The sequence below is a fragment of the Pseudomonas sp. GNP013 genome (assembly GCF_054343995.1).
This window is the reverse complement of record NZ_JBTGUT010000001.1, coordinates 2,739,740-2,766,735: the sequence shown is the minus strand read 5'-3', so window position 1 is coordinate 2,766,735 and position 26,996 is coordinate 2,739,740. Positions and strand designations below refer to the sequence as shown.

Annotated in this window: 20 protein-coding genes and 1 pseudogene; 5 read left to right on the top strand and 16 right to left on the bottom strand. The window is 63.5% G+C overall.

All coding sequences use genetic code 11. The features are described from left to right. Positions 1 to 9: 9 nt before the first annotated feature. The 9 genes from ACXX81_RS12025 to ACXX81_RS11985 form a co-directional block, all read right to left on the bottom strand. Positions 10 to 2,520 carry a fimbria/pilus outer membrane usher protein gene (locus ACXX81_RS12025; protein WP_458571740.1) on the bottom strand — a complete coding sequence of 837 codons (2,511 nt, stop codon included), beginning with the start codon at positions 2,518 to 2,520 and terminating at the stop codon, positions 10 to 12. An 89-nt stretch (positions 2,521 to 2,609) separates the two neighbouring features. Then, positions 2,610 to 3,338 carry a fimbrial biogenesis chaperone gene (locus ACXX81_RS12020; RefSeq protein ID WP_458571739.1) on the bottom strand — a complete coding sequence of 243 codons (729 nt, stop codon included), beginning with the start codon at positions 3,336 to 3,338 and terminating at the stop codon, positions 2,610 to 2,612. Positions 3,339 to 3,410: 72 nt separating this feature from the next. Beyond that, positions 3,411 to 4,013, bottom strand: coding sequence for a fimbrial protein (locus ACXX81_RS12015; RefSeq protein WP_209981324.1), 603 nt, complete (start codon positions 4,011 to 4,013; stop codon positions 3,411 to 3,413). 184 nt (positions 4,014 to 4,197) lie between these two features. Beyond that, positions 4,198 to 4,845 carry a response regulator gene (locus ACXX81_RS12010; RefSeq protein ID WP_209981326.1) on the bottom strand — a complete coding sequence of 216 codons (648 nt, stop codon included), beginning with the start codon at positions 4,843 to 4,845 and terminating at the stop codon, positions 4,198 to 4,200. Positions 4,846 to 4,857: 12 nt separating this feature from the next. Next, positions 4,858 to 8,040 (bottom strand): hybrid sensor histidine kinase/response regulator, encoded by a 3,183-nt coding sequence (locus ACXX81_RS12005; protein ID WP_458571738.1) that lies wholly within the window; start codon positions 8,038 to 8,040, stop codon positions 4,858 to 4,860. 83 nt (positions 8,041 to 8,123) lie between these two features. Then, positions 8,124 to 9,317, bottom strand: coding sequence for a response regulator cyclic di-GMP phosphodiesterase PvrR (gene pvrR, locus ACXX81_RS12000; protein WP_209981330.1), 1,194 nt, complete (start codon positions 9,315 to 9,317; stop codon positions 8,124 to 8,126). After that, complete coding sequence (locus ACXX81_RS11995) at positions 9,304 to 12,102, bottom strand: ATP-binding protein (RefSeq protein ID WP_458572585.1); 2,799 nt, start codon at positions 12,100 to 12,102, stop codon at positions 9,304 to 9,306. The genes pvrR and ACXX81_RS11995 overlap by 14 nt, the downstream gene beginning before the upstream one ends. Positions 12,103 to 12,159: 57 nt before the next feature. Continuing rightward, entirely contained in the window at positions 12,160 to 13,140 is a 981-nt protein-coding gene (locus ACXX81_RS11990) for a fimbrial protein (protein WP_209981332.1), read from the bottom strand. Between the two features lie 16 nt (positions 13,141 to 13,156). Beyond that, positions 13,157 to 13,840, bottom strand: coding sequence for a fimbrial biogenesis chaperone (locus ACXX81_RS11985; RefSeq protein WP_458571737.1), 684 nt, complete (start codon positions 13,838 to 13,840; stop codon positions 13,157 to 13,159). A 214-nt stretch (positions 13,841 to 14,054) separates the two neighbouring features. On the opposite strand from ACXX81_RS11985, the gene ACXX81_RS11980 reads away from it, so the two are divergent. Then, positions 14,055 to 14,576, top strand: a complete 522-nt coding sequence (locus ACXX81_RS11980) for an ANTAR domain-containing protein (RefSeq protein ID WP_458571736.1) — start codon at positions 14,055 to 14,057, stop codon at positions 14,574 to 14,576. A 274-nt stretch (positions 14,577 to 14,850) separates the two neighbouring features. Here ACXX81_RS11980 and ACXX81_RS11975 read toward each other — a convergent pair whose 3' ends face one another. The 3 genes from ACXX81_RS11975 to ACXX81_RS11965 all read right to left on the bottom strand — a co-directional run bounded on the left by ACXX81_RS11975 (position 14,851) and on the right by ACXX81_RS11965 (position 19,727). After that, positions 14,851 to 15,927 carry an aldo/keto reductase gene (locus ACXX81_RS11975; protein WP_458571735.1) on the bottom strand — a complete coding sequence of 359 codons (1,077 nt, stop codon included), beginning with the start codon at positions 15,925 to 15,927 and terminating at the stop codon, positions 14,851 to 14,853. 96 nt (positions 15,928 to 16,023) lie between these two features. Continuing rightward, on the bottom strand, positions 16,024 to 17,265 hold the full coding sequence (locus ACXX81_RS11970; RefSeq protein WP_231421842.1) for a carbohydrate porin: 1,242 nt from the start codon (positions 17,263 to 17,265) through the stop codon (positions 16,024 to 16,026). Between the two features lie 53 nt (positions 17,266 to 17,318). Beyond that, on the bottom strand, positions 17,319 to 19,727 hold the full coding sequence (locus tag ACXX81_RS11965; protein WP_322213387.1) for a glucose/quinate/shikimate family membrane-bound PQQ-dependent dehydrogenase: 2,409 nt from the start codon (positions 19,725 to 19,727) through the stop codon (positions 17,319 to 17,321). Between the two features lie 198 nt (positions 19,728 to 19,925). Here ACXX81_RS11965 and ACXX81_RS11960 point away from each other — a divergent pair, with 198 nt between their 5' ends. After that, on the top strand, positions 19,926 to 20,321 hold the full coding sequence (locus ACXX81_RS11960) for an MFS transporter (protein WP_458572584.1): 396 nt from the start codon (positions 19,926 to 19,928) through the stop codon (positions 20,319 to 20,321). A gap of 24 nt (positions 20,322 to 20,345) precedes the next feature. Here the strand turns inward: ACXX81_RS11960 and ACXX81_RS11955 are convergent, their stop codons facing one another. The 3 genes and pseudogenes from ACXX81_RS11955 to ACXX81_RS11945 form a co-directional block, all read right to left on the bottom strand. Next, on the bottom strand, positions 20,346 to 21,200 hold the full coding sequence (locus tag ACXX81_RS11955) for a methyl-accepting chemotaxis protein (RefSeq protein WP_373460615.1): 855 nt from the start codon (positions 21,198 to 21,200) through the stop codon (positions 20,346 to 20,348). Positions 21,201 to 21,206: 6 nt separating this feature from the next. Then, a pseudogene (locus ACXX81_RS11950) lies at positions 21,207 to 22,289 on the bottom strand (HAMP domain-containing protein); the annotation flags it as partial. A gap of 140 nt (positions 22,290 to 22,429) precedes the next feature. Continuing rightward, positions 22,430 to 23,320, bottom strand: coding sequence for a bestrophin family protein (locus tag ACXX81_RS11945; RefSeq protein WP_209981346.1), 891 nt, complete (start codon positions 23,318 to 23,320; stop codon positions 22,430 to 22,432). Positions 23,321 to 23,582: 262 nt separating this feature from the next. On the opposite strand from ACXX81_RS11945, the gene ACXX81_RS11940 reads away from it, so the two are divergent. Together ACXX81_RS11940 and ACXX81_RS11935 are read left to right on the top strand one after the other, a co-directional pair. Further along, positions 23,583 to 24,419 (top strand): hypothetical protein, encoded by an 837-nt coding sequence (locus ACXX81_RS11940; RefSeq protein ID WP_209981349.1) that lies wholly within the window; start codon positions 23,583 to 23,585, stop codon positions 24,417 to 24,419. 26 nt (positions 24,420 to 24,445) lie between these two features. Continuing rightward, entirely contained in the window at positions 24,446 to 25,504 is a 1,059-nt protein-coding gene (locus tag ACXX81_RS11935; protein WP_458571734.1) for a GGDEF domain-containing protein, read from the top strand. 1 nt (position 25,505) lies between these two features. Here the strand turns inward: ACXX81_RS11935 and ACXX81_RS11930 are convergent, their stop codons facing one another. Further along, positions 25,506 to 25,805 (bottom strand): ArsR/SmtB family transcription factor, encoded by a 300-nt coding sequence (locus ACXX81_RS11930; RefSeq protein WP_209981353.1) that lies wholly within the window; start codon positions 25,803 to 25,805, stop codon positions 25,506 to 25,508. A gap of 93 nt (positions 25,806 to 25,898) precedes the next feature. Between ACXX81_RS11930 and ACXX81_RS11925 the strand changes: the two genes are divergently transcribed. Further along, entirely contained in the window at positions 25,899 to 26,990 is a 1,092-nt protein-coding gene (locus ACXX81_RS11925) for an NADH:flavin oxidoreductase/NADH oxidase (protein WP_209981355.1), read from the top strand. The last annotated feature ends 6 nt before the right edge of the window (positions 26,991 to 26,996 follow it).

Sequence of the window (26,996 nt, the reverse complement as noted above, 5' to 3'; positions counted from 1 at the left end):
TGCCGTGCATCACGGCGTGCACACCAACGCCTGGCGCTCATAATTCAATGCCTTGTTCTGCGCCGGCAGCGCATAGTCTGCCGTGCAGCGGTGTTCGCCCCACTTGATCACCAAGCTGCCCTGGTCCTGCTCCACCAACGCCAGCGCGTTGCCATTGGGGTCGGCAATCGCCAATTGCTTGCCCGCCGCATCTTCCAGCGAGGCGCCGAATGACAGCGGCCGGTGCTGCGCATCAAACAACTCGAACAACACCCGCCGGCCGGTGGTGCCGCTGTAGCGCGCCACCACGATGGCGCCCCGGCGCGGCACCCGTTGCTGGGTGGCGTTGGTGACTTCGACGTTGGCGCCCAGGTCGCGGGTGTCCAGGCTGATCCAGTTGACCCGGTAGGGTTGCGCCGTGGGGATGACCGCGTAACCGTTGTATCCGGTTTCTACGCCGCTGTAGCTGCTGATCTTCGCCCCTGAAATGCCCGGCACCTCGGCCAGGGCGAAGGTTTCGCTGAGGGTCTGCCCCAGGTTGATTCCACCCGCGTGAGCCACCACCGAGCCTGCCACGTTGAGGTTCTGCGAGGTGTAACCCTGGCCCTGGTTGAAGCCGAAGCCGACGTCGCCCATGGACGTGCGGCTGTTGAGCGTCACCGAGCCGGAGTCACCGCTGGTGTCGCTATGGCCCGCCTGCACCGAATAGGAGGTGCCGCTGGCGTCGGCGACATAGCCATTGATGCCCGCCTGGGTGGTGGTGTTGCCATGCTGTCGGCTGCTGGTCACGAACGCCCGTGGCGCGCGGGCCTGGCCGCCCAGCGGAAAGGAGATCGACAGGTTGAGTTGAGTGTCGCTGCCTGACTCGCCCCAGGTCACGATCTGCTCGGTACGCGTCACGTTGAGGTTGTAGTTCAGGTCGCCCCAGTTGTTGCTGTAGCCGGCGGTAAAGTTGCGCGAGCCGCCGCGGTTCCAGTAGCGCTGGTCGCTGGCCGTCACGTACAGGCTGCCCAGTTCGCGGTTGCGGCCGATGCTCTGGTTGAGGGTCAGGTCGGTGCGGGTCTTCGAGTGGCCGCCACGCAAGCGCAGGTCATCGCTGTTGTCCTGCACATGGTCGGTGAGGGTGCGGTAGCCCTCGGTGGAGTAGCGGTAGGCGGCCAGGGTGAAGTTGGTGTCAGTGCCGGTGAAGGTCTTGGCGTACAGCGCCCGCACGCTGCTGCCCTGGGTGGTTTGCCCGTGTGCCTTGCTCGAGGAGTGCGTGGCGTCCAGGGAGAAGGCGCCGAAGGCGGTATTGCGGCCGGCGCCGAGCGACAGCGCGCTGTAGTCCTCGCTGGCCTGTACGCCGAGGATGCCGCTCAGGTTGCTGGTCAGGCCGTACGCCAGGGTGCCGCTGAGAAAGCGCGGCGACGCCAGCCCGTCGGCATTGCTGCTGAAGGTGCCCGCCGAGACGCTGTACTTGAGCTGGCCCTCGCGCACCATGATCGGCAGGCTGGAAAACGCCTGGGTGGTCACGCGGCGGCTGCCGTCGGCTTCGATCACGGTGATCTGCAGGTCGCCGTTGGAACCACTGGGGTAGATGTCGTTGATCTCGAACGGCCCCGGCGCGACGTTGGCGGTATAGAGGATGTAGTCGTTCTGGCGGATTTCCACGGTGGCGTTGGTCTGCGCCACGCCGCGGATGACCGGCGCATAGCCGCGCTCGCTGTCGGCGCGCATGCCGTCGTCGGAGGCCAGCTTGACCCCGCGATAGCGCACGCTGTCGAAAAGGTCGGTGTCGGAGAAGATTTCACCGGCGCTGAACTGGCCCTTGATCGCCGTGACGTCGTGCTGCGCGTAGGTGCGGTTGCTGGTGAAGGTGTTCGAGCGCCCCGTGCCGCTGCTCAGATTGGACTCGTTGCGCAGGCGCCAGCCCCCCAGGTTGATACCGTTGCGCAGGCCAAGGTTAGTGGTGGTGCGCGTGGCGTAGTCGCCGGCGGTGCGGCTGCTGTTGAGCTGATAATTGATAAAGGCGGCGGGCACGCCTGCATCCCATAGCTGCGGGTCGACATAGCCGCGCAAGCCGCGCTGCATCGCCACTTGCGGGATGCTCGCCAACAGGCGCAGGCGACTGCTGTCGTAGCGCACGCTGGCGGCGTCGATCAGGTCGGCCAGGGCATAGCAGTCCTGCGGGTGTTGCGGGTCGAGTTTGCCTTCGGCCTCAAGGCGGGCCAGGTCGACACCCAGTTGCTTGAGCAGCTCCAGGTTCAGGCAGGCTTCGACCCGCTCGGTGTGCCGGTTGTGCTTGAAGTCGATATCGCGCCGGCCTACCAGCACCTCGTTGCTGTACAGATCGACGCGGTAGTTGCCCGGCAACACGCTGTCGGCGGCGAGCAGTTGTTGCAGGTCCACCTGCGACTGCGCGCCTTGCAGGAAGGTCGTGTTGAAGCCTTGCGCAGCGTCATCGGCCAGCGCCGGGGCGGGCACGCAGGCGACCATCGCCAGCCACAGCGTCTTCAATTTCAGTGCGCCACGCGCGGGGCTGTTGCTGGAAAGAAAAGACATGCGAAGACCTGTGGCATCCCGGATTGGCAGACAGGCGCGCACGCACGCATCTACGCACGTGAAGTGAGCCTGTGGGTGAGAGAAACGGCTTAGGGGTTGAGGCGTGATTCGGTCGCGGACACCGAGGTCGAAGCGTTACCCGACAGCACTGCGCTGTAGTGATTCTGCGCGCCGTAGTCATTGATGCTGGAGAACGACAACAGCACCGGGCCAGGGTGGAGGGGCCCGCCGAGCGGGAAGGTTCGGACCTCGCCGGGCGCAATCATGGTGGAGTCGCTGGCCAGTTGCGTCTGCACTTTAAGATCGGCCATGGACACGTGGTACAGCGTCGGGTTCGTCACCTGCACACCCTGTTTGACCAGGCGCCACTCAAGTTGCGCCGGTGCCTGCAGCGCGCTGCCCGGCAGGCCCGCAGGCCGGTAGAAGATCTTGATGCGTTGGCGGATGGCCAACTGCAAGGTGTTTTCGGTTTCGCTGGCCCTGGGGATTTCCTGCACGTTGAGCCACATTACCGACTCACGGTCCGTGGGCATGCCGGCGCCTTCATAGAGAATGCGCAACAGCTGCTGCTCCTTGGCAAACACCCGCGCCAGCGGCGGGGTGACGGCGAAAGGCGCACGGCTGGCGCCGGCATCATTGTCGTCGACCCAGGACTGAATCAACACATCCTGATTGCCGTTGCGCACGGTGATATTGGCTTCCTTGTGGTCGCCATCGAACACGATGCGGGTGGCATTCAGGGAAATGCTGGCGGCGGCGTGGCTAGCCATAAGCATGCCCAGCAGCCCCAGGCATGCAGCGAAAGAACGAGGCAGCATGAGGGTTATCCGGTGGTATCAAAAAGGCTTGAACAATGGCGAGGCCGCAGGGCCTCGCACGTCGCGCGCGGGTTATTCGTATTGCAGGATGAACGGCAGGGTGGCATCACCGCGACCGGCGGTGGATGCACCGGCGGCGCCGGTGGTGACGTAGGCGGCTGCGAAGCTCAGGGTGGCATCGCCGCCGGTACCGCTGGCGCTGTGCATGCTGCTTTCGATGCGTGCGGTGGTTGGCGAGCTGAGGTTGATCAGGCTGCCTTTGCTGTCGAGCAGGGCAATACCGACGTTTTGTGCGGTGGCCGAGCCCGGGGTCAGGGCCAGCACGTTCTTGCCGGTGACCAGGCCCGAACCGCCGTTGTTGGCGTCAAAGATCATCGCGACCTTGGTGCCCTGGTTGCAGTTGACGTTCAGCTTGAAGTCCTTGGCAGTCACACGGCCTGCGGTCGGGTTTTCTGCGGTGCCCATGTCCTTGATCGAGACGTTGCCCATGTCCACCGAAATGGTACGGTCGGAGTTGGCACCGTCGACCGAACACGCATCATTGTTGATCACGCCGGTGAAGGTGATTTTGCCGCTGCCGCCCAGGATTGGCTTTGGTGTTTCGCCTTCGGCGAAGGCTGCGCCGCTGGTGCACAGCATGGCCGAGGCAAGAACAGCCAGGGAGAACTTCTTCATGATGATGTCCGTCAGTGTTAGTTGGAGAAAATGCGGTTGTTGAACTGCCGGGAAAGAATAGAAAGTTCGAAGGCTGGGGAAAATAAGACGATTCTTATAAGCCGCGAAAGTTGCCTTGCAGGTCGCTGAAAACGCAGCGGGAGAGGGGCCAAGCCATTGGCGAGAATGGCTTGCCAGTGCGGGCTTAGTTGAAAATATTGCGCGCCAGGCAATAAGCGAGAAGGTCCTGATCGCTGCTTACTTCAAGTTTGCGCATGGCCGATATTTTTTGCGCGCTGATGGTTTTGGAACTTCGATTCTGATGACGGGCAATATCGCTCACGCTCAGGCCGGATACAAACAGGCGCAGAATTTCGAACTCTTTGGGCGACAGGCTGGTGAAGCGTTCGTCGATGGCCGTGATTGTCTCGATCACCGAGGTCCTGGGCGGTTCCAGGCTGCGGTACGGGCTGCGCTGCGCAATCGCCTGGAGTGCCAGTTCAATCTCGGTGTGCAGCTGGCTTTTCTGGATGATGCCGACCACGCCCAGCTCCTGCAGGCGGGTAAGGATCAAGTGGTTGGAAATCATCGTCAGGATCAGCACCTGCACCTGTGGAAAGTGCCGTTTCAGGTATTCCACCAGCTTGAGGCCGTCGCCGTAGGGCGAGTCACCCGGCATGTTGTAGTCGGTAATCACGATGTCCGCGCCCTGGCGCTGCAACAGCTCGATCAAACCGGCCGAGCACACTGCCTCGCCGACCACTTGAAAGCGCGTGTCGCGCTCCACCAATTCGCGTACGCCCAGCAGCACGATCGGGTGATCGTCCGCGATAACCACGTTGAATGTTTTCATAAGGACCGTCCGTCATGCCGGTTCAGAGGGGGGAGCGTGCCCGGGCTGGAGTGTTTCCAGCACGGCCGACAGTCGTTGCATTACAGCGTTTATCTGGTCTTCCAGTACGGGGTCGAGCAGTCCATGGTCCAGTGCGGTTTCCAGTTCGATGCAGGCCTGGGCGAGGTCGAGCGCCTGCACGGCACCGAGGGCGCCGGCGGCCGCATGCAGTAATTGACCCAGGCTGCGCACATCGCGCTGCGCCAGTGCCGCGCCGATGCGTTGCAGGTCCTGGCGCATGCTGCTGATGAACAGCGCACGCATTGCGTCCGACAGCTGCACGCGGTCGACGAAGGCGGCGATGGGCACCTCGGGCGGCGGCTTGACCTGGCACAGCTTGATCAACTGGGCGCGCAGGGTTTGCAGGCTCAGCGGTTTGACGATCCAGGCGTTCATGCCTACCGCCAGGCAGCGCACGCCTTCCTCGCGCATCGCGTTGGCGGTGACGCCGATGATCGGCAGGTGCGGGTCGTGCTCGCGCAGGGTTCTGGCCAAGTCATAGCCATTCATCAGCGGCATGTTCACGTCGGTCAGCACCAGGTCAAAGGCCTGCGGTTGCCACAGTTGCAGCGCCTGCTCGCCGTTGTCGGCCAGGGTCGCCGAGCAACCGAGCGCCGCCAGTTGTTCCTTGATGATCGCCTGGTTGACCGGGTTGTCCTCGGCCACCAGGATGCGCAGCCCCAATTGCCCGGCGCTTTGCCGGCGGGCGGCTGGCGGTTGCTCGTGCTTGCCGTGCTGTGCCAGCGACACCGTGGTGGCGAGGGCGCGCAGGTCGTGCAGGTCGACCACCCAGCCCTGGGCGGTGTGCAATGGCGGGCTATGGGCGCCCGGCACGCATTGCACGCGCTGGCCGGGCCAGGGCCGCGCGGGCGTGTCCGGCAGCAGGTCGACCAGCACCCCATGGCGCGGGTCAGGTTCCTGACCGGGGGCGGCAAGGTGGGCGGCGATGCCCAGGCGATTGAGCCAGTCGGTCACCGATTGGGCCAGCTCGCGCACCGGCGCCTGCACATACACCGCTGTGGCGCTGGGCTCGATCAGCGGCGGCTGGGTCAGCGCGCCGCCGCACAGCGGCAGGCGTATTTTCAAGGTAAAGCTGCTGCCCAGCCCCGGCTCGCTGACCACCCGGATCTCGCCGTCCATCATCTGCGCCAGCCACCGGCAAATCGGCAGGCCCAGGCCCGCGCCGCCTTCGCTGGCGGTGGCCGGCGCCTGGTAGAACAGGTCGAACAACTTGGCCTGCTGAGCCTCTGCAATGCCGGCGCCGGAGTCGGTGACCTGCCATTCCAGCTCGACATGGTCGCTGTCGCGCGCCGTGACCCTGGCGCGAATCACCACGCGCCCGATGTCGGTGAACTTGATCGCATTGCTCACCAGGTTATTCAGAATCTGGCGGATGCGCATTGGGTCGCCCAGTACGGCGTCCGGCAACTGTGCGTCAATGCAGCTGTAGAGCTGCAAACCCTTGCGGCGGGCGAAGGCCGCGTAGGTGTGCAAGGTGTCTTCGAGCATGTCCAGCGGGCAGAACTCCACGGCTTCGATCGCCATTTGCCCGGACTCGATCTTCGACACGTCAAGCACGTCGCTGATCAACTGGAACAGGGTGGCCGATGAGCGCTGGATGGTCTGCAGGTAGGTTTGCTGGTGCGCGTCAAGATCGGTCAGGCCGAGCAGCTCCAGGGTGCCGAGCACGCCGTACAGCGGCGTGCGGATCTCATGGCTCATGGTCGCCAGGAACAGCGTCTTCGCCTCGTTGGCGGCATCGGCGGCGCGGCGTGCATCTTCCAGCGCCTGGGCATCGTCGATGTGCCGGGTGATGTCGTTGAACGCATACAGGCGCACGTCCTCGGCCTGATAGCGGGTCGACACGAAGCCGATCTGCAGGTGCCGGCCTTCGATCTCCAGGTGGATTTCGCCGCTGTCGGCACCGTCATGGGTGCCGGCCATGGCGGCCACCAGGCGTGCAGTGCCTGGCCATTGTTGGGCGCGCTGGTTTTCGATGAGTACCTTTCCATCGCTGCGCCGTACCACGCACAGACCGGTGGGCGCGGTGTCGATGATCACGCGGCTGAACGCCACGCTCTCGGCAATGCGCTCATGCGCCAGGCGCGCCGGGTTGATCACCTGGCGCCGATACCAGCGGCTGCCGCCCCAGCCCAGTGTGACCAGGCCGACAAGGAACAGCGCCAGGGTGCTCAACGGCCACAGCGCCGAGTGGAAGAAGTGCGAGTAGTTCAGGCCATACACCGCGCTCCAGGGTTGCTCGCCGGGCTGGGTGATCTTGAATTCAAAACCGTCGGCGGTGAAATGCACGCCATCGCCGAGCGGCGCCTGGGTCGCTGGCCCGACCAGCCGGCTGCCGTCCGGCGCAAACAGGGTAAGACGGTCAAACGCGGAGTGTTCGAGCACCCGTTGTACGTCGTCGACCCGGGACAGGTCGAGCAAGGTGCCGACCACCGACTGCTCCGGGCTGTCGAGCGGCAGGCCGATGTAGGCCAGCAGATCATCGGGCGCCGGGCCCGCTTGCCAGTACACGCGGTTGGGTTCCAGCGGCTGCGGCGTCTGCTCCAGGGCTTGCTGGACTGCGTTGACCTGTGCGACCAGATTGCCGGTGTCTTCGGTGTTTTCGCGACGCTGGTAGCCCACCGATGGAACCGTGATGGTGTAGCGGGTATGCCGATCGAGGAGGAAGGTTTGCGGCGCCTCGTACGGCGACGACGACCAGAAGGCGCTGTAGTAGCTGGTCAGGTGCGCGCCGAGGGCGAAGATCTGCGGTCTGGCGGCGGCGCCGACTTCCTGTTCGTCGAACTTGACGCCGAACGGCACTGAAAACGAATACTTCTGCCCTTCGTACAAGGTGCGCCGGGTGTCGACCATGCGGCTTTTGAGGCTGACCTGCACATGGGTGGCGCGCAACAGCTCGGCCTGGATGCCGGGATGGGTGAGGCTGCGCAGGTAGGACTCCTGTTCCTGCAGGTTTTCCATCAGCCGTGCAAAGTGAAAGCGCGTGGCGCCGTAGCGGGTTTCGATGGCCCGTTGCAGCGACCAGTAATTGGTGAGCACCAGCAGCAACGCAATGCCGATCAGTACCATCAGGCCCTTGTTCAGGCGCAGGGAGCTACGGGTGAAGGCTTCGAGGACCGCGTTGTTGTGCTTCATCAAGGGTTTCCGCAGGCGCAGGAGAAATCGGCACTGGATGGAGCTTACTCCTTATAAAAGGGCAAATAATCCGGGGCCGTCTGCTAGTGAGATGTCGCAGGGCCATCATTGTTCAGTAGTTGCTGAAATTGCTCTGAAGACACGGCGTGGGAGATCAGGAAACCCTGCACCTGGTTGCAGTCGATCTTGCGCAGCAAGGCCAGTTGCTGGGGCGTTTCCACGCCTTCGGCGACCACCGTCAGGCCGAGCTTGCGGCCCAGGGCAATGATGCTTGCCAGGGCCTGGGCGATGCCTTCGTTGTCGTGGCTGCCCTGGACCAGCGCCTGGTCGATTTTCAATTCCGTAAAGGGCGTGGACACGAGGTTGAGGTACGAGCTGTAACCCTTGCCGAAATCATCCTGCGACAGGCCAAAGCCCTTGATGCGCAGGCGACAGGCACCGGCGTAGAAATTACTGATGTCCTGGGGCACCGAGCATTCCATCAATTCGAAGCAGATCAGCCCTGGGATGCCGTCGTGGTGCAGCACGAATTCCAGCAGGCGGTCGGCCAGGTCGTGGCTGTTGAGCAGGTGCGTGGGCAGGTTGATCGACACCGGAATTTCGTAGCCGCGCTGGCGCCAGCGCTCCTGGGCCTGGATCGCCTGCTTGAGCATCAGCCACAGCAGGCGTTCTTCCAGTTCGAACGCTTTGATCGCCGGCAGAAACGCGGCCGGCAGCATCACGCCTTGCTCGGGGTGCATCCAGCGCACCAGCGCTTCGGCGGCGACGATGCGCCCGTTGGCCAGGGATTTTTTCGGCTGGAACCACGCCTGCAACTGGCCGCTGCTCATGGCCTGCAGCAGCGCGTGACGGTCGATGTCCAGGTGCTCGGCCAGCGCCGGGCAGGGCTTGCGCACCTGGTTGTGCAATTGGTCCACCAGGCTGCGCAGGGCGTCGATGGCGACCGGTTTGGAGATCAGTCCGATCACCTCCACATCGAGGTTCTTCGCCACCAGGCTTGCGGCCATCAGCATGCGCCGCGACGCCGCGCTCATGATCGCCAGCGCCGGTTTGCAGCGCAGGCCGGCCAGGCACTGGATAAATTGCACGCCGTCCATGCCGGGCATCAGCAGGTCGGTCAGCACCAGGTCGAAATCCCTCTGGCGCAGGCGCTCCAGCGCTTGCTTGCCGTCCAGGGCCGCTTCGAGCCTGAAATCCCCCAACTCACCGAGCAGGTGCTGCAGGTAGATGTGCTGCAGGGGGTGATCCTCGACAATCAGAATACTAATGGGCTTCATGGGTGATCCGTGCATAAGGCGCCAGGGAGTTGAAGAGAGCCCGCAACGCAAAGGGTTTGACCAGGCAATGGTTCATGCCTGCGGCCAGGCACAGGTCGGCCTCGCCGCGCATGGCGTTGGCGGTGGCCCCGATGATCGGCAGCGGGCAGCCCTGGCGACGCAGTTCGCGTGCCAGTGCGTAGCCGTTGAGGTGGGGCATGTTCACGTCGGTCAGCACCACATCGAAGTGGCCGGCGGCGTACAACTGCAAGGCTTCGCGGCCGTCGGCGGCCAGCTCCACGGTACAGCCGAGTTCTTCGAGTTGGTCGCGCAAGATCAGTTGATTGATGACGTTGTCTTCGGCCACCAGCAGGTGCAGGTTGAGTTGGCTCAGGTCGCGCGGGCGCGTCTGTGCATCGGTGCGGGCCACCCACAGGCCCTGTGCCTGGCTGACGGCCTGGTGAATCGCGCTGAGGTGATTGAGGTTGACGTGCCAGCCGCCGGCGTCGACCTCCAGCGCCGTGCACGCGCTGGCGCTCACGTGGATCACCGGGCCCGGCCAGTCGGGCACCAGCGAGGGATCGACACTGCCGGGGTGCACTTGCAGCAGCAGGTGATTGTCCGCCAGTGTCGGCAGGCCGGCCTGGGCCCGTGCGCCCCAGCGGCGCAACCAGCCGCTGATGGCGTGCGCCAGTTCCGGGATCGGCGAGACCACGTAGACGGTTTCGGCCAGCAGGGGGGGCATGGGGTCGGTGGGCGCTTCTTCCAGCGGCAGGATCAGGCTGAAACTGCTGCCCAGGCCCAGCTCGCTGACCATGCGGAGGTTGCCGTTCATCAACTCGGTGAGGCGCTGGCAGATCGGCAGGCCCAGGCCGGTGCCGGCAACCACGTTGGTGTTGCCCTCACTCTGGTAGAACGGCTCGAAGATCCGCGCCTGGTCTTCCTGGGCGATGCCTTTGCCTGTGTCCGACACCTGCCACAACAGGCTGGAGCGTTCGCCGTCGCGGCCCAGCACCTTGACCCGCAGCACCACGCGGCCGTAGTCGGTGAACTTCACCGCGTTGCTGAGCAGGTTGTTGAGAATCTGGCGCAGGCGCGTCACGTCGCCGATCAGCCGCTCGGGCAGTTGGGGGTCCAGGCACGCATACAGTTGCAGGCCTTTGCCCTGAGCCGCTGCGGCATAGCCCTGGATGATGTCGTGGACCACCTCCAGCGGCGAGAACTCGCTCAACTCCAGGGCCAGTTGCCCGGCTTCGATTTTCGAAACATCCAGCACGTCGCAGATCAGCTGCAACAGCGTCGAGGACGAGCCTTCGATGGCTTGCAGGTAGTCTCTCTGCTGTGCGTCCAGGTGCGTGCGCGCTAGCAGTTCGAGGGTGCCGAGCACGCCGTACAGCGGCGTGCGGATTTCATGGCTCATGGTTGCCAGGAACAGGGTCTTGGCTGCATTCGCCGCATCTGCCGACTGCCGCGCGTCTTCGAGCGCCGCCTCGACCTGCTTGCGCGTGCTGATGTCGCTGAAGGCGCAAAACAGCACATCTTCGCCGCGATAGCGGGTGGGGGCGCTGCTCAGGTACAGGTGGCGACCGTCGACGGTTTCAAAGTAATCGCAGTGCTCGCTTGCCTGCGCGTCGAATGCCTGCTCGATCCAGCCGGCGCGCAGGGCCTCGCGCTCGGGGCCGTCGCCCAGCCATTGCTGGGCCAGGGTGTTTTCCAGCACCACCTGGCCATCGGTGCGGCGCAGCACACAGAGGGCGACGGGGGCGGTCTGGATCACGTCGCGGCCGAACGCTTCGCTTTCGATCAACGCCTGGATGCGATGGATCGAGGGAATGATGAAGCGCTGGTCGACGCGGCGCATCACCAGCCAGATCAGCGCCAGGCTGCACAGGCAGAACACCAGCGAGCCGAGCAATTGTTTCCACAGCCCGGTGACCACTGCGCGCAGGTCGATGGAGTACATCAGTTGCCAGTCCGAGGACTTCAGGTGTTTGCGAATCACCAGGTGGTCGGGCAGCCAGCCGTTGCCGACGAAACCGAAGAAGCTGTCTTCCCGCGGTTTGAGAGGTTGCTGGCGCAGCTGCGCATCGGCGCGGTTGCTGAACACCAGCATGCCCTGGGAGTTGAGCATCATGAACTCACCGGCGCTGTGATCGCCCAGGGCCTGGGACACTCCGCTGCTTTCCATTTCCAGGCCCAGCCAGCCGGAGGCGGGGTCGCGGTCGTCGAGGCGAATGAAGATGTAGAGGTGCGCGTGTTGCTCGGTCTTGTCGCTGAGCCACAGTTCCTTGAGCGTGGCCGGGTCGCTGTGTTGCAGCGCTTTGAGGCGATTGAGCATGCACCTGGAAATCGGCAGCACCTGTGCGGTGGCGTCATACAGCCGTGTGACCTGCGGCACGGGGCTGGCGCTCACGTAGAGCAGGTTGACCTGTCTGGCCTTGAGGTAATCGCGCATGCGCGTGGTCAGCCAGAGGCTCCACTGGCTGCCCGGCGTGTCACCCAGTTGCAGGTGTTGTTCTTCTGCGGAGGCGGGGTAGATCGGCGAGCGCTTGCGTACCGCCGACAGGCTGAGGCTTTCGAGCAGGGCCTGGCGGTTGGTGAAAAAGGTGTGGGCTTGGGCGATGGCGCTGCTCATGTAGCCGCGCCGTTGCGAAATATCGTTGTTGAAGGTGGACAGCAGGAAGGTGTAGACCCCGCTGAGGATGCCGATCAGCAGCACGGCCGCGAAGATTCGCAACAGCCGCCTGGCGGCTTCGGGTCGGGAAAGGACGGGGTTGATCTGCAGCAGGTAACTTTTCAATCGCATCGGCGCACTGTAAGCAGGCGTGTGCGCCGGGGGCATAAGACGATCCTTAAAAGCCGGCTACTTGTAGTACATATCCACCACCACGGCGCCCTCGAACGGGCCGGGAATCGGCAGGGAGCGCCATTTCAGATCGGCGCGAAATTCATCGTGGCTCTGGCCCAGGCCCATCAACTGCTGCAGGGTGAACCAGGTATTGAACGCCAGCGGCTGCTGGCTCTCGGCGCGTGACAGCGAGATGCCCACCGAACGGTTGTTGTCCGGCACCAGCAGGCCGTTGATCACGCTGCCGCCGCCCGCCGTGCTGGCGAAGCGCGCGCTGACGGTGTAGGGGGTGTCGCAACCCTTGCGCAGGTTCAGGCTGAAGTTGGCGCTGCTGGCGACTTCGCCGATGGCCGCCTGGCGCGAGGGCGTGGGGAAAGTGACCACGCTGGGGGTGATGGTCAGGTCGGGGGTGCAGGGCACGAAGCGGATGTCGTTCATGCCGGTGACCACGTAGTTGAAGTTGCTGTTGGGCCGAGAGTTGAGCCCGCGCACGCCGTCCAGTTGAAACACGCGATAGGACGTGAGGGTGCTCGCCTGGCCGCTGGGGGGCGTGGGGTCGTATTTTTCGATGAACACGCTGAAGTTGAGGGTGAAGCGCGCCTTGTCCCAGCCGATGCAATTGGACGTGCAGCCACGGTCGGAATAGAACCCGGTGCTGACCTTGCCGCTGCTTTGGGTGATCGGCTGGTTGTTATAACGAATGCCCACGCGAATCCCCTTGCCGATGCTGACGTTTGCCGGGTTGACGTAGAAATACACCAGCTCGCGGCCAACGCGGTAATCGTCCTTGCAGATCACGTTGGTGGAACGTGGCCCGGACTCCCAGATAATGGTGCCGTTGGGCGCGTCGGCGGCCACCGCCAGCGCGGTGCCCAGCGCTTCCTGGGTGATGATCGAGTCGGTGCCGTCCTCGCGGCACGCCAGCGCATGGCTGGTGGCGGGCAATACGGCGCAGGCCCACAGCAGCAGCGGCAGGCAGCGTTTGATAAGGGACATGGGGGCCTCGTGTTGGTTACTTGAGCGCCGCGCTGTGGCGGGTCTGCAAGCCGATATCGTTGATGTTGGTGAAGTGCAGGGTGGCGCCTGCGGACAAGGGGCTCGGTGCGGCCAGGGTTTTGCTCTCGCGGGGTTTGAGCAGCAGGTAGTCGCTGAGCACCTGTGTGTCGGTGTGCACGTCCACCAGCGACAGGTGAAACGCGCTGGGGTTGCTCACCGTAACGCTTTGCCCGCCGTCACTGCGCCATATCAACTGTGGCAGCGCCTCGGCTGAACCCCCCTTGAGCGTGGGCGGCCGATAGAGCAGCTTGAGCCGCTGGCGAATCGCGAACTGCACGGCGTTGGGGCTTTCCGGTTTCCGAGGGATTTCCATGATGTTGAGCCACAGCAGCGATTCACGGTCGCTGGGCAGGCCTTCGCCGGCGTACAGAATGCGCAGCTTGTGATGCTCGCCGGCGCCCAGCTTTACCAAAGGTTCGGTCGCGGCGAACAGCACCGTGCGGTCGTCGGGAGCGTCGCCGGTGATCCAGGTTTGCACCACCATTTCACGGTTGGCCTGGTTGACCACACTGATGCTGGCGTCCCTGTCCTGGCCGAAATAGATCAGGCGCGTGCCTTCGATTTTCAGCGCCGCATGGGCGGGCGGTGGCGCGAGGGCCAGCAGCGCACTGGCCAGAAGCAGCATTCTGAGTAGGAACATGAGCACGGGAACATCCATGGAAGCGTAGGGGAACGCAGGCCATGGTAGGGAGAGGTCGGCGCTATGGCTTTGAGGCGATTCTTAAAAGCACTTGCCTTGGGCGCGCCCGCGCTGTGCCGTTTCAGAATCGCCTTAAAGTCAGGTCTGACCCGTGACGGTTAACGTGGTCGGCGTTGAATGATCGACGTTGATGCCCAACTGTCAGGTTTACCCTATGCCCAATAAAGCCTTACGCCTTGTGATTGCCGATGCCGAGCTGCTGCCTCGGATCAAGATCGAGAAAATGCTCAACCAGCTGGGCTATCACCGTATCGCCCCGCTGAGTTCGTTCGATGAGCTGCAGGCGTTGACGCGCGCGGGCGGTGTGGCGTTCGACCTGTTGATCATCAATACCGCGCTGGTGCATTCGCGGCAGATCAACCTGTTGAAGTACTGCCACGACAACCCCTTGATCCGCCACACGCTGATCTACGACGGGCAATGCGCACAGCCCTCGATGATATCGGTGTCGGTGAGCCAGACCCTTCACCTCGCCCTGTCGCAATCGCCGGACTTCAACTCGCTGCGCTGTTGCATGGAGATTGTCGACCCGACGCACAGCCTGCCGCTTGTCGAGCGGCCAACCTTGCGCGCGGTTGACACACGGCCGAGCCCACCTGCTGCTTTGCCGCGCACACCGTTCAAGGGCGATGCTGCGGTGGTGGCGTGCGCGGTGGGGTTATCGCCCAAGGGCTGAGGGCAGCTATTTCAGGTAACCGCACTGTTGGGGGCCGCTATCCAGACCGTCACACGGTTGTGGCGAGCGGGCTTGCCCCGCGTTGGGGTGCGAAGCAGCCCCATTCAACGAGCATGCGGTACACCTGACACTGCACAGTGCCTGGTTTTTGGGGCTGCTTCGCACCCCAACGCGGGGCAAGCCCGCTCGCCACGACAAGCCCGCTTGCCACAACAAGCGGGCTTGCCACGACAGGTGTGGCGGCGCCTGGCGGGATTGATAGGCTTCGAAAGCGCTACTTGTCCTTGCGCGCGTCCATGGTCTTGCGATGCTCCGCCAGGAACGGCTGCTCGGCCGGGTCAAAGCGATCGATCCCGGCGGTGAAGCGGTGCCAGTACGGATACAACGGCTGGCGCCGCGTGACGGCCTCGATGCGCGATGACTGTTCCTCGGTGAGTTTCAGCTCGGTGGCGGCCAGGTTGTCGCGCAGGTGCTCCTCGGTGCGGGCGCCGATGATCAGCGAGGTGATCCCCGGACGGTCCTTGAGCCAGGCCAGGCAGGTGCGTGCCACCGATACGCCGTGCTCGTCACCGACGGCGGCGAGGGTCTCGATGATGTCCAGCGCGCGTTCCTGGTCATGCACGTAGGGTTCCGGCCAGTCGCTGCCCTGGCGGGTGTTGGCCGGCGGCTTATGCCCGCGTCGGGTGGAACCGGTCAGCAGGCCTTCGCCCATCGGGCCCCATACCAGGGTGCCGATGTTCTGGTCCAGCGCCAGCGGCAGCAGTTCGTACTCGGCCTCGCGGGATTCCGGGGTGTAGTAGATCTGCTGGGTGATGGGCTTGAGCATGCCATGCAACTCGGCCTTGCCCAGGGCTTTCATCATTTGCCAGGCGGTGAAGTTGCTGGTGCCGAAGTAGCGGATCTTGCCCGAACCCACCAGCAGGCGCAGGGCTTCGAGGGTTTCCTCGATCGGCGTCAGGCCGTCCCAGTTGTGCAGTTGATACAGGTCGATGTGGTCGGTGCCCAGGCGCTTGAGGCTGGCTTCGCAGGCGCGAATCAGGTGGTAGCGCGAGGAGCCGGAGTTGTTCTGGTTGTCGTCCACGGGGCTGCGGCCCTTGGTGGCCAGCAGGATGTCGTGGCGCTTGTCGCCCAGGGCCTTGCCGACCACTTCCTCGGCCAGGCCGTGGGAATACAGGTCGGCGGTGTCGACCATGTTCACGCCCGCTTCGAACGCGATATCAAACATGCGCCTGGCCTGGGGCACATCCACCGCGCCGCATTTTTCGAACTCGGCGCGCCCGCCGAAGGGCACGGTGCCCAGGACGATTTCGGATACCAGCAAGCCCGAATGGCCCAGTTGTCGATACTGCATGTCGCCTCCTGTTTCACATTGAACGTAGGGTTGTGAACGACACAGGGCGCGATAGTTTGAATTTTTTACCTGGAAAAAACGCCGAGCTGTTGCTGGCTAGAACACCGCCTTGACCTGCAGCCCCAGCAGCAGGGCATTGTCGATGTGTTCGCCGGTAAACGCGCCTGGCTCGATGATGTATTGCACATCCGGGCGCAGGCTCAGCCACGGCGTGGCCTGGTAGCCGTAGCTGAGTTCGATCAGTTGTTCGGCGCTGTCCAGACCATCAAAGCCGGCGCCGACCCGACTGCGCGGGTTCGGCACGGCGCGCCCGTAACCGAGGGCGAGGGTATCGCGCGGCCTGCCGGTGAACGGCTGGTACAGCACCACACCGGTGCCGTACCACTTGCTGAACGGCGAGGCCGCTTCGCTGGCCGCCGAGTACTGACCGAACACATGCAGGCTGCGGCCCTTGCTCACGTCGCTGGCCCACACCGCCTGATCCATCAACAGGTAGTGACCGCTGCGGCCGCTGACCTGCCGGTCGCTGCCGATGCGTTTCACCTCGGAGCTGTCGTGGTAGTAACCGAGCTTGTATTCGCCGGGCAGGGCGCCTGCGTGTTTGTACACCAGCTCGACCGGCACGACGGTGCCGGTGGTGCGTTTGGGCCCCAGGTGCCAGGCGCGGCTGGCGTTGCCGTTGCTGTCCGGGTCGACGTTGAACGCCGCCACCCGCAGTTGCCAGGCCGGGGAAAAGTCGTATTTGAGCCGCACGCCCAGACGCGCATTCGGGTAGTTGGTCCAGCCACTGCCGCCGGACATGTTCAGCGGGTGGCCGCAGAGTCCGGCGTTCATGAAGTTGCACAGGATGCCGCTGTCCAGGCCGCCGAGGTCGTTGCCCATGGCCATGTAGCCGAGCTTGACGTTCAGCGCCTGGGTGAACAGCGTGCGTTCGTAACTCAATTCGGTGAGCCGGGTGTAGAGGCCGCCGTAGTTTTCCTGGATCGGCAGGCGGTTGCCCACCAGGTCCTCGGAGGCGCTGTTGCCACGGCGGTCATTGACGGTCAGTTGAATACGGTCGTTGTTGCTCAGACCGTAGAGCTTGCCGAGATCGAACTGCACGCCGAGCTTGAGGTTTTGCGAGTAGCGCGCCGAACGGTGCGTGCCGCCCTTGGCGTTGTAGGCGGTCTCGCCGCTGTAGTCGCCGGTGAAGCGGATACCTTGCGCTTCCAGTTCACGGCGCAGGCCGCCCCAGTCGCCGGTGAGGGTGGTGTTGTCGGCGTATGCGGGCAGTGCGGTGGCAAATGTCAGGCCCAGCAGCAGGCCGCCGAGTCGGGGGTCGGAAAAAAATGCAGTCATGGGGGCTTCCAGACAGAAGGCGCGGTGCCGCGAGGGGCACCGCGCGCGCAGGGTTATGGCAGGGCGTAGGCGATCACGTAGTCGCCACGGTCGGTGGACTGGCGAGCGCCGCCAGCGGTGACCACGATGTACTGCTTGCCGGTTTTGGGCGAGACGTAGGTCATCGGGCCGCCCTGGCTGCCCACGGGCAGGCGGGCTTTCCACACTTCGTCACCGTTGCCGCTGTTGAAGGCGCGCAGGTAGAAGTCCTGGGTGCCGGCGATGAAGATCAGGCCGCCCTGGGTCGACAGGGTGCCGCCCAGGGTGGGCAGGCCGATCTTGATCGGCAGGTGCATGCGGATGCCCAGAGGGCCGGTGTCTTCCACCGTGCCGACCGGCACTTGCCAGGCGATTTTTTGCGTCTTCATGTCGATCGCGGTGAGGGTGCCGAACGGCGGCGCCTGGCACGGAATGCCGGCAACCGACAGGAAGCGGTTCTTGTTCACCGCATACGGCGTGCCCTTGAGCGGCACGGCGCCCATGCCGGTGTTCAGTGCTTCACCACCGGAGGCGGCCAGGGCCTTGTTCTGCGACGGCACCATCTGGATCCACAGGCCTAGGCGCATGTCGTTGACGAAGATAAAGCCGTGCACCGGGTCGGTGGAGAGACTGCCCCAGTTCATGCCGCCGAGCGAACCCGGGAAGCTCAGGGATTTGTCGGTGCCCGGTGCGGTGTAGAGGCCGTCGTAGCGCATGCCCTTGAAGTCGATGCGGCACAGCAACTGGTCGTACGGCGTGGCGCCCCACATGTCCGATTCGCTGAGGGTTTGCGCGCCGATCTGCGGCATGCCGACGGATTTAGGCTGGGTTTTCGCGTAGGGCTCGTTGGGAATGTTGGCGGCCTTGACCGGCACTTCCTGCACATCGGTGAGCGGCTTGCCGGTGGCGCGGTCAAGCACGTAGATCTGCCCGGCCTTGGTGCCGATCACGACTGCCGGCACGGCTTTGTCGCTGCCCGGTGGGGTGAAGTCGATCAGGCTCGGCTGCATTGGCAGGTCGAAGTCCCACAGATCGTTATGGACGGTCTGGTACACCCATTTTTCCGCGCCGGTGGAGGCGTCCAGCGCCAGCACCGAGGCGCCGTACTTGTGATTGAGCGCAGTGCGCTCCACGCCGTAGATGTCGGTGGACGAGCTGCCCATGGGCAGGAAGACCGTGTTCATCAGCGGGTCGTAGGACATCGGCGCCCAGCTGTTGGGCGTGCTGCGCACGTAGGTGCTGCCAGCAGCCGGCGCCTGCTTGTCTTCGGGGTTGCCCGGGTCGAAGGCCCAGCGCATCTGGCCGCTGATCACATCAAAACCACGGATCACGCCGCCCGGCATGTCGGTCTGCACGTTGTCCGCCACGCGGCCGCCCACCACCACGGTGGTGCCAGCGATCAACGGCGCCGAGGACAGTTGGTAGTAGCTGTCCGGCACATTGCCCAGGCCCGCCTTGAGGTCCACCTGGCCATGGGTGCCGAAGTCTTCGCAGAACTGGCCGGTGTCGGCGTCCACGGCAATCAGGCGTGCGTCGATGGTGTTGGTCAGCAGACGGCGCTGGCACTGCGCACCGGCGGGTACGCTGGCGGCGATGACCGGCGAGCTGCCCGGTTGGGTGGGCTGCTTGAGCGGCGCGGTGGCGTCGAAATACGCCATGCCACGGCAACGCTGCCACACCGCCGACTGGGCGTTGACCTCGTTCTTCCACAATTCCTTGCCGGTGTCGGCATCCAGTGCGATCAGGTTGTTGTGCGGCGTGCAGATGAACACCTTGTTGCCGATCTGCAGCGGCGTGAGCTGGTCTTCGGCGCCGTTACCGTCGCTGATGGCCACGTCACCGGTGCGGTAGGTCCAGGCCACTTTGAGCTTGTCGACGCTGTTACGGTTGATCTGGTCCAGCGCGGCGAAGCGGCTGCCGCCTTCGGTGTTGCCGTAGTGGGCCCAGTCTTTCTGCGCATCGGCTGCAGTCACCGGCGTGACGCCAGGACCGGCGCCGGTAGGGGCAACGCTCGGATGGGCGACAAACATATTGCCCGCCGCCACAGCCACGCCCACCGCCAGCACAGCCGCCACGCCATACGCGCCACGCGCAGGCCGGCCGACCAGCAGCGGGTACACCAGCGCCACCACCAGGCCAATGGCTGCAAACATGAACAGCCGCGAGAACAGTGGCCAGAACACCAGGCCCACGTCCGCCACCGCCCAGATCGCCGTGCCGACGAGGAACGCGCCGAACAGCCACGCGCCCGCCGCTTTGCGTTTGGCGATCAACAGCCCGGCAATCGCCATGGCCACGCCGCCGATCAGGAAGTACCAGGAGCCACCCAGGCTGACCAGTTTGGCGCCGCCGACGGCAAGCGCAAGGCCGAGCAGGGCGATGATCACGCCCAGGCCCAGCAGGAAGAATCTAGAGACGCCAGCGGCGCGCGGTGCTCGTTTCATGTCGAAAGGACTCGATTTAGAGAGGGCAAAGACCGGATTTTAGCAACATAAGTAACTGGTTAGTACATTACAGTCTCGCAATAGACTGTTACCGAGACTGCCACAGTCAATTGAGAGGGGGTGGTGAGGCCATCACTGTGGCAAGCCCTAATGCCAGTCAGTTAAGCGCAGCTCCCCTGTGGGAGCGGTGGTGCGACGATTTTCCTGGCCTTTGCCGGCAGCGCCTCGCGGCTGAGCCGCATCATTGTGCTGGGCACCGTGGTGTGTGCGGTGTCGCTGTGCGCGATGGCGGCCAACCCGCCGCTGGGGTTCACCCTGGCGGCACTCGCCGGGCTGGGGTTCGGCATCACGGTGAGCAATGTCAGCAGCAATATGACCCTGCAAGGCGCCGCGCCGGAAGCGCTGCGGGGCAGGGTCATTGCGTTTTATATCGCCATGCGTTTCGGCTTTGACGCGATTGGCGGTTTGCTGGCCGGCCTGCTGGCGGCAGCCCTGAACGTGCAATGGACCCTGTTGGTGGCGGGGGTGTTGCTCGGGGCCTACCAGATATGCAGTGGGTTGCTGCACAAAAGGGCCGAGAAAGGGCGGCGCTAAAACGCTTGCCGCCGCCCTGGCTGGCTAGAACTTGAAGCGCCCCACCAGCCCCTTGAGCTGCGCGGAAATATCCGTCAAGCGCCCCGAACCGGTCTGCGCCGAATGCGCGAAGCCTTCGACCAACTGCGCATCGGCATGGATCTGCGCGATATGGCGGTTGATCTCCTCGGCCACCTGGTGCTGTTCCTCGGCGGCGGTGGCGATCTGGGTGTTCTGGTCGCGGATCGAATCCACCGAGCCACGGATCTTGTCGAAGCTGTCGCGGGCCTGCTGGATGCGCTCCACGCTGGTGTGTGACACCTGCAGGCTGCCCTGCATCTGCTGGGTCACTTCCTGGGTGCGGCGGGCGAGGTTGCCGAGCAGGCTGTCGATTTCGCCGGTGGAGTCGGCCGTGCGGCGCGCGAGGGCGCGGACTTCGTCGGCGACCACCGCAAAGCCACGGCCCTGGTCACCGGCGCGCGCGGCTTCGATGGCGGCGTTGAGCGCCAGCAGGTTGGTCTGTTCGGCAATCGAGCGGATGGTGTCGAGGATGGTGTTGATGTTGTGGCTGTCCTGCTCCAGCAACTGCATGGTATGGGTCGACTTCTGCAGGTCTTCGCTGAGCTTGAGCACGCTGCCGGTGGCTTCGCCGATATGCTGCTCGCCGGTGTGCACGTCGCGGTAGCCCTGGTCGGCGCTCGCGGCGGCGGCGCTGCAGGAGCGTGCGACTTCGTTGGCGGTGGCCACCATTTCGTTGAACGCGGTGCTCACCAGTTCCACCGCTTCACGCTGGCGACCGGCGGCCTGGTTCAGGTTGTTGGCCACATCGCTGGTGTCGGCGGCGGCGGTTTGCAGGTCGGCGGACGCATTGCCGATGCGCTGCACCAACTGCGCGATCATGCCCAGGAACTGGTTGAACCAGCCGGCGAGAATGGCGGTTTCGTCCTTGCCCTGGACCTTGAGCTGGCGCGTGAGGTCGCCTTCACCTTCGGCAATTTCCTGCAGGCCATCGGCCACGCCGCGAATCGGGCGCACGATCACCCGGGCGAAACTGGCGCCGACGATGGCGAAGACAATCGCGAGGGCGGCAGCAATGGCGGCGATCAACCAGGTGAGACGGGTGGCGTCGGCCATCACCTCGTCACGTTTGATCAGGCCGATAAAGCGCCAGCCCAGGTCTTTGGAGCTGACCACGTTGGCCATGTAGGGCACGCCGTCGATCTCGACCTGAGTCACGCCGTCGCCGCGCTTGGACAGCTGCGCGTAGTTGGGGCCCAGTTCGGCCAGGGGCTTGAAGTTGTGCTTGGCATCGCTGGGGTCGACCAGCACGTTGCCATTGGCTTCCACCAGCATCAGGTAGCCGCTGTCGCCCAGCTTGATGTTGCGCACCAGTTCGGTGAGCTGCTTGAGCGACACATCCAGGCCAACCACGCCGACGATCTTGCCGGCGGCATCGGCGACGGTGTGCACGGTGCCGATCAGCGTCACATCGTCGGCCGCCCAGTAATAGGCGCCCGTGCGCACGGTGGTGCCTGGCGCGGCGACGGCGGCCTGGTACCAGGGGCGCAGGCGCGGGTCGTAGTTGCTGATCTTGGGGTCATCCGGCCAACTGGCGTAGCCGCCGTCGCTCAAGCCCAGAGACAGGTAGGCGGTGCTGGCATGGCTTTTGGCGAACTGGTCGAAAATCGCCAGCAGTTCCTGATTGGTCGGGGTCAGCGGGATTTTCGCCGCGTCGGCGCCCACGTAGCTCTTGAGATCCTTGGCCGCGACCATGCGTGGGTCCTTGGCCAGGTAGTCGACGTTCTGACTGATGCCGTCGAAAAACTGCTTCATGCCATTGTCGATCTGACGGATTTCGCGACCGCTGCTGTCGAGGAAATTGGCCTTGGCCCCCTCGCGCACATTGAGCACGACCAACACCGCGACGAGGATCACCGGCACGCACGCGATAGCCGCGAACGCCCAGGTCAGCTTCTGCTTGATATTCATGACTTCACCCGCGGATATTTATAGTTTTGGCAAGGGGAAACGCTAGCGCTGAATGTCGCATGGTTTGTTTTGAGGGGAGATTGCCATGCGTACCCCCGGTTTATCGACCGAGGGAGCATTCACTTGAGGAGAGTGGGGTATCAGCCGGGGGTGGAGTCGGCGAGGGTGTCACGGCGCATCGATTGCAGGTTTTTCTCGATGGTTTCGCAGATGGCTTCCATCTGGATCTGGTGTTCGCTGGAGCGGAACGGGCTTTGCAGGTCGGTGCCGATGCGCTCGATGGCCAGCAGCATGAAGCCCACCACGGTGGACGCCAGCGGTGTGAACCAACCCAGGGATTCCACCAGGCCCACCGGCACGATCAGGCAGAACAGCGAGATGAACAACCGTGGAAAGTACACATAGGGGTAGGGCAGTGGCGTATTGGCGATGCGCTCCATGCCGCCCTGGGCGTTGGACAGATCGACCATCGTCGATTCGATCCGCGCCAGGCGAATGCTGTCCAGGTGCCCGGCCTTGTATTCGCGCGACAGTATCGCTGCGGAGCCGGTGAGAATGTCATTGGCAAAGTTGTTGGTGGCGCCATTGCGCGCGAATTCTTCGGCGGGAATAAACGCACGGACCTCATCCGGGCATGGCTTGCCCCGCAGGTGAGCGGCCAGGCAGTTCACATAGGCCACATGCCGGCGCAGCAAGGTGGACTTGATCGGGTTCACGTCACTGCCGGGGTCGTCAAGCAGGGTCAGCACCTGGCGCGCGAAACTGCGCGAATTGTTGACCATCGCCCCCCACAGCGTGCGCGCTTCCCACCAGCGGTTGTAGGCGCTGCTGTTGCGAAAGCTGATCAGCACGATCAACGCCGAACCCAGCAGCGTGAGCGGCATCAGCGGCAGGTTGACCTTGGCGTTGAGGAACAGCATGAAGTCCACCGTCACGGCGATATCCCACAACAGCAGCCAGAACAGGGACCAGCCCACGTAGCCCATGGTCTTGATGATCAGGCGGTATTTTTTGAGGATGGCGGCTTTCAAATGAGGACCTCGCGGCGGGGCGGTGAGCGACTATGCTCTAGCTCGGACGCCAGCGTGCGGGGAAGGTTCGGCGCGGGACTGAATCGGTTAAGCCACTTAGGCAGTTTCGGAACAATTTTGGTAACGACGCGGTCCGCTTGTTTAATCACTATAGATTGCGCTCAAGGCAAAACGCCATTATCGGTACTGCAATTGAGATCAGTGCATCCAAGTTGTTTGATCAGGGCTTTTTCTCATGTGTGGCAGTTCGTTGAAGTTGGCGATGGAAGAATCGGTGCAAGCGTTTGAGCAGCATGTTGAGTTTGACGCTTGCATGCGTATTCATTACAAGATGTTACTGGAGACCTATGCAAAAAGAGCATTTTTTTATAAGACGGCTTTGAAGTTCAACCGTTTGATGGTGTCGTTTACGTTGCTCGGCACCTATTTTTCCAAACCGGTGCCGTTACTGTCCGAGGTCAAAGAGTTTTGTGTGGCGCGCGGTTTTTCTTCCCGGAACAGTCTTGAGTCGATATTCCTGCTGTTTCGCGCATTGGGGTTCATGAAGGTGGCGGGGCACCCGGATGACAGCCGCCTGCGGGTATTCGGCCCGTCGCCCCAGGCCTGTCAGGAGGTCAGGTTACTGCTCAGGTCGGTGGTGGAACCGACGCAGATGATGTGCGCCGGGCAGGACATTTTTGCGGGCGTGGAGCAGTTGGACGATCACGCCTATCTGTCCCGTTATTTCAAGGGTTATGCGACCCTGCTCGGCAATGACCTGTCGATTGATCTGTTGTTGCCTGACTGTTATTGGCTGGTCAAGCGCGATGCCGGGCATATGTTGATGCTGGCGATTTATAACGATGCCTGTGCACCGGATAATTCGGGGGCAAGTTTCCGCGTGTCCTCCTATTTGTCTATCGCCGAACAACTGTCCGTGTCCAAGACCCATGTTATTCGCCTCGTGCAGGAAGGCGCTGATCGGGGGTATTTCAAGGTGCATTCGAAAACCCAATTGGAAGTACTGCCGTCCTTTATAAACCTGGTCCGAAGATTCATGGCGTATTCATTTGCCACTTGCTTGCACAGTCTTAAACTGAGTCATGTCAGCCGCACATAGACCGCCAGCGCACGGAGAGTCAAGGGATGCCGAATAACGTGAAACTCAGGCCGCGCATGCAACGTCTGTTGTCTCCGGCGGTGACTCAAGCCGAACTGATCGGCATCATCGCCTGGCTGGGCGTGTTGCTGGCCGGGCCGCTGAAGACAGCCGGCATGGCGGAAGGGCTGGTCACGCTGGGGCTGCTGCTGGTGTGCGGCTACCACCGTGTGGCCACCAACTTTTTCGTCTGGCGTGTGCTGGGTGTGGTGTACATGGTGTTGCTGTGCGTGGGTTTCTTCCATGTGATCGGTTCCAACCTGGAGCTGCGCGTGTTTGCCTTGCCGCTGGCGGTGACCCTGGTGGTCAGCAGCGCGCTGCTGTTTATCTCGGTACAGGACTTTTTGCTCTGCGCGGCGCTGGTGTGGGCGGTGATGTGGCCGATCCTCTCCGAGTCGTTCTACGAGGGCGCGCAGGTCTATCTGTTCATCTTCTGCGCGGCGTCGGTGTCGATCGGGTTCATCCTGAGCTTTTCCTACCTGAAGAACCTGCGTTCCGTGCTGCTGGTGGAAAGCGAGTTTCGTGTGTTGGCGCAGACGGACTACCTCACCTCCATTCTCAACCGGCGCGCACTCATGGAGAGTTTTGCCAAGTTGATTGCTGCGGGGCAGAGCGGCTATTTCCTGATGCTGGACATTGACAGTTTCAAGCTCAAGAACGACCAGTTCGGCCACGATGTCGGCGACCGGATTTTGTGCGCCATGGCCGATTGCCTCAAGGCCACACCCGGCAGTCACAGTTTCGGCCGCATCGGCGGTGAGGAATTCGGCGTATTGCTGGTGGGGGACGACCCTTCAGTGGCCAGTGCGTTTGCGTTGCGCCTGCTGCACAACATTCGCTGCAGTGTTGCGCCGCCCCATCATTACACCTGCAGCGCGGGCATGACCGGCTTCGCGGCGGGAGCGGACATGTCGACGGTGCTCAAGAATGCCGACCGCAACCTGTATATGGCCAAGCGCAACGGCAAGGACTGTGTCTATCTGGACGGCGCGCAGGTGCGGGAGCAGTGCGGTGACGCGGACACTCGCGTCACCACCAGGGTCTGAATCAGCCCTGGGCCAGGATGCTCGCCAGCAGCCCGGGAAAGCGCGTCTCCAGTTCCTCGCGGCGCAGCGAGTTCATGTGAGTGGTGCCGACGCTGCGGGTGTGCACCAGCCCGGCGTCACGCAGCACGCGGAAATGGTGGGACATGCTCGACTTGGGGCGCCCACCGTCCAGTTCGCCGCAGGAGGCCTCCGGCACGCCGGCCAGGCAGCGCACGATATCCAGGCGCACGGGATCACTCAGGGCATACAGCAGGCGCTCGAGTGTGAGGTCTTGCAGGGCTGGGTGTTTGAAGGCTCGCATGGCGGCGGATGATAACAGGGGGGTAGCGCCGAATACCATAGTTCGATTACCATCGAACTATCGAATTACCCACTTCACTTCTGGAGTTTCCCGATGACTGCACTGTTCGAACCGTTCACGCTCAAGGATGTGACACTGCGCAATCGCATTGCGATCCCTCCAATGTGCCAATACAGCGCCGATGACGGCATGGTTAATGATTGGCACCTCGTGCACCTGGCCAGCATGGCCCGTGGCGGCGCCGGGTTGCTGGTGGTCGAGGCCACCGCAGTGTCACCGGAAGGGCGCATCACGCCAGGCTGCGCCGGTATCTGGAGCGATGCCCACGCCCAGGCTTTCGTGCCGATGGTCAAGGCGATCAAGGCCGCCGGTGCCGTGCCGGGCATCCAGATCGCCCACGCCGGCCGCAAGGCCAGTGCCAACCGCCCGTGGGAAGGCGATGACCACATGCCACCCTCCGACCCGCGTAGCTGGGAAACCATTGCGCCTTCGGCGATTGCCTTCGGTGCCAACCTGCCCAACGTTCCGCGCGCCATGACCCTGGACGACATTGCCCGCGTCAAGCAGGACTTCGTCGACGCCGCGCGCCGCGCCCGTGACGCCGGCTTTGAGTGGATCGAGCTGCACTTCGCCCATGGCTATCTGGGCCAGAGCTTTTTCTCCGAGCATTCCAACCAGCGTACCGACGCCTACGGCGGCAGCTTCGACAACCGCAGCCGTTTCCTCCTTGAAACCCTGGCCGCCGTGCGTGAAGTCTGGCCGGAAAACCTGCCGCTGACCGCGCGTTTCGGCGTGATCGAATACGACGGCCGCGACGAGCAGACCCTCACCGAATCCATCGAGCTGGCCCGCCGCTTCAAGGCCGGTGGCCTGGATTTGCTCAGCGTCAGCGTAGGTTTCACCATTCCTGACACCAACATCCCATGGGGCCCGGCTTTCCTTGGGCCGGTGGCCGAGCGCGTACGCCGCGAAGCCGGTATTCCGGTGACCTCGGCCTGGGGCTTCGGCACGCCGGACCTGGCTGAAGCTGCGTTGCAAAATGGCCAGCTGGACCTCGTCTCGGTAGGCCGCGCGCACCTGGCCGACCCGCACTGGGCGTATTTTGCCGCCAAGGAACTGGGTGTGGAAAAAGCCTCGTGGACCTTGCCCGCGCCTTACGCGCATTGGCTGGAGCGCTATCGCTAAGGCGAG

Excerpts from the sequence above, each read along its gene's own strand:
- ACXX81_RS12025 (WP_458571740.1), bottom strand. The coding sequence starts at position 2,520 with ATGTCTTTTCTTTCCAGCAACAGCCCCGCGCGTGGCGCACTGAAATTG.
- ACXX81_RS12020 (WP_458571739.1), bottom strand. The coding sequence starts at position 3,338 with ATGCTGCCTCGTTCTTTCGCTGCATGCCTGGGGCTGCTGGGCATGCTT.
- ACXX81_RS12015 (WP_209981324.1), bottom strand. The coding sequence starts at position 4,013 with ATGAAGAAGTTCTCCCTGGCTGTTCTTGCCTCGGCCATGCTGTGCACC.
- ACXX81_RS12010 (WP_209981326.1), bottom strand. The coding sequence starts at position 4,845 with ATGAAAACATTCAACGTGGTTATCGCGGACGATCACCCGATCGTGCTG.
- ACXX81_RS12005 (WP_458571738.1), bottom strand. The coding sequence starts at position 8,040 with ATGAAGCACAACAACGCGGTCCTCGAAGCCTTCACCCGTAGCTCCCTG.
- pvrR (WP_209981330.1), bottom strand. The coding sequence starts at position 9,317 with ATGAAGCCCATTAGTATTCTGATTGTCGAGGATCACCCCCTGCAGCAC.
- ACXX81_RS11995 (WP_458572585.1), bottom strand. The coding sequence starts at position 12,102 with ATGCGATTGAAAAGTTACCTGCTGCAGATCAACCCCGTCCTTTCCCGA.
- ACXX81_RS11990 (WP_209981332.1), bottom strand. The coding sequence starts at position 13,140 with ATGTCCCTTATCAAACGCTGCCTGCCGCTGCTGCTGTGGGCCTGCGCC.
- ACXX81_RS11985 (WP_458571737.1), bottom strand. The coding sequence starts at position 13,840 with ATGTTCCTACTCAGAATGCTGCTTCTGGCCAGTGCGCTGCTGGCCCTC.
- ACXX81_RS11980 (WP_458571736.1), top strand. The coding sequence starts at position 14,055 with ATGCCCAATAAAGCCTTACGCCTTGTGATTGCCGATGCCGAGCTGCTG.
- ACXX81_RS11975 (WP_458571735.1), bottom strand. The coding sequence starts at position 15,927 with ATGCAGTATCGACAACTGGGCCATTCGGGCTTGCTGGTATCCGAAATC.
- ACXX81_RS11970 (WP_231421842.1), bottom strand. The coding sequence starts at position 17,265 with ATGACTGCATTTTTTTCCGACCCCCGACTCGGCGGCCTGCTGCTGGGC.
- ACXX81_RS11965 (WP_322213387.1), bottom strand. The coding sequence starts at position 19,727 with ATGAAACGAGCACCGCGCGCCGCTGGCGTCTCTAGATTCTTCCTGCTG.
- ACXX81_RS11955 (WP_373460615.1), bottom strand. The coding sequence starts at position 21,200 with ATGATCGCGCAGTTGGTGCAGCGCATCGGCAATGCGTCCGCCGACCTG.
- ACXX81_RS11940 (WP_209981349.1), top strand. The coding sequence starts at position 23,583 with ATGGAAGAATCGGTGCAAGCGTTTGAGCAGCATGTTGAGTTTGACGCT.
- ACXX81_RS11935 (WP_458571734.1), top strand. The coding sequence starts at position 24,446 with ATGCCGAATAACGTGAAACTCAGGCCGCGCATGCAACGTCTGTTGTCT.
- ACXX81_RS11930 (WP_209981353.1), bottom strand. The coding sequence starts at position 25,805 with ATGCGAGCCTTCAAACACCCAGCCCTGCAAGACCTCACACTCGAGCGC.
- ACXX81_RS11925 (WP_209981355.1), top strand. The coding sequence starts at position 25,899 with ATGACTGCACTGTTCGAACCGTTCACGCTCAAGGATGTGACACTGCGC.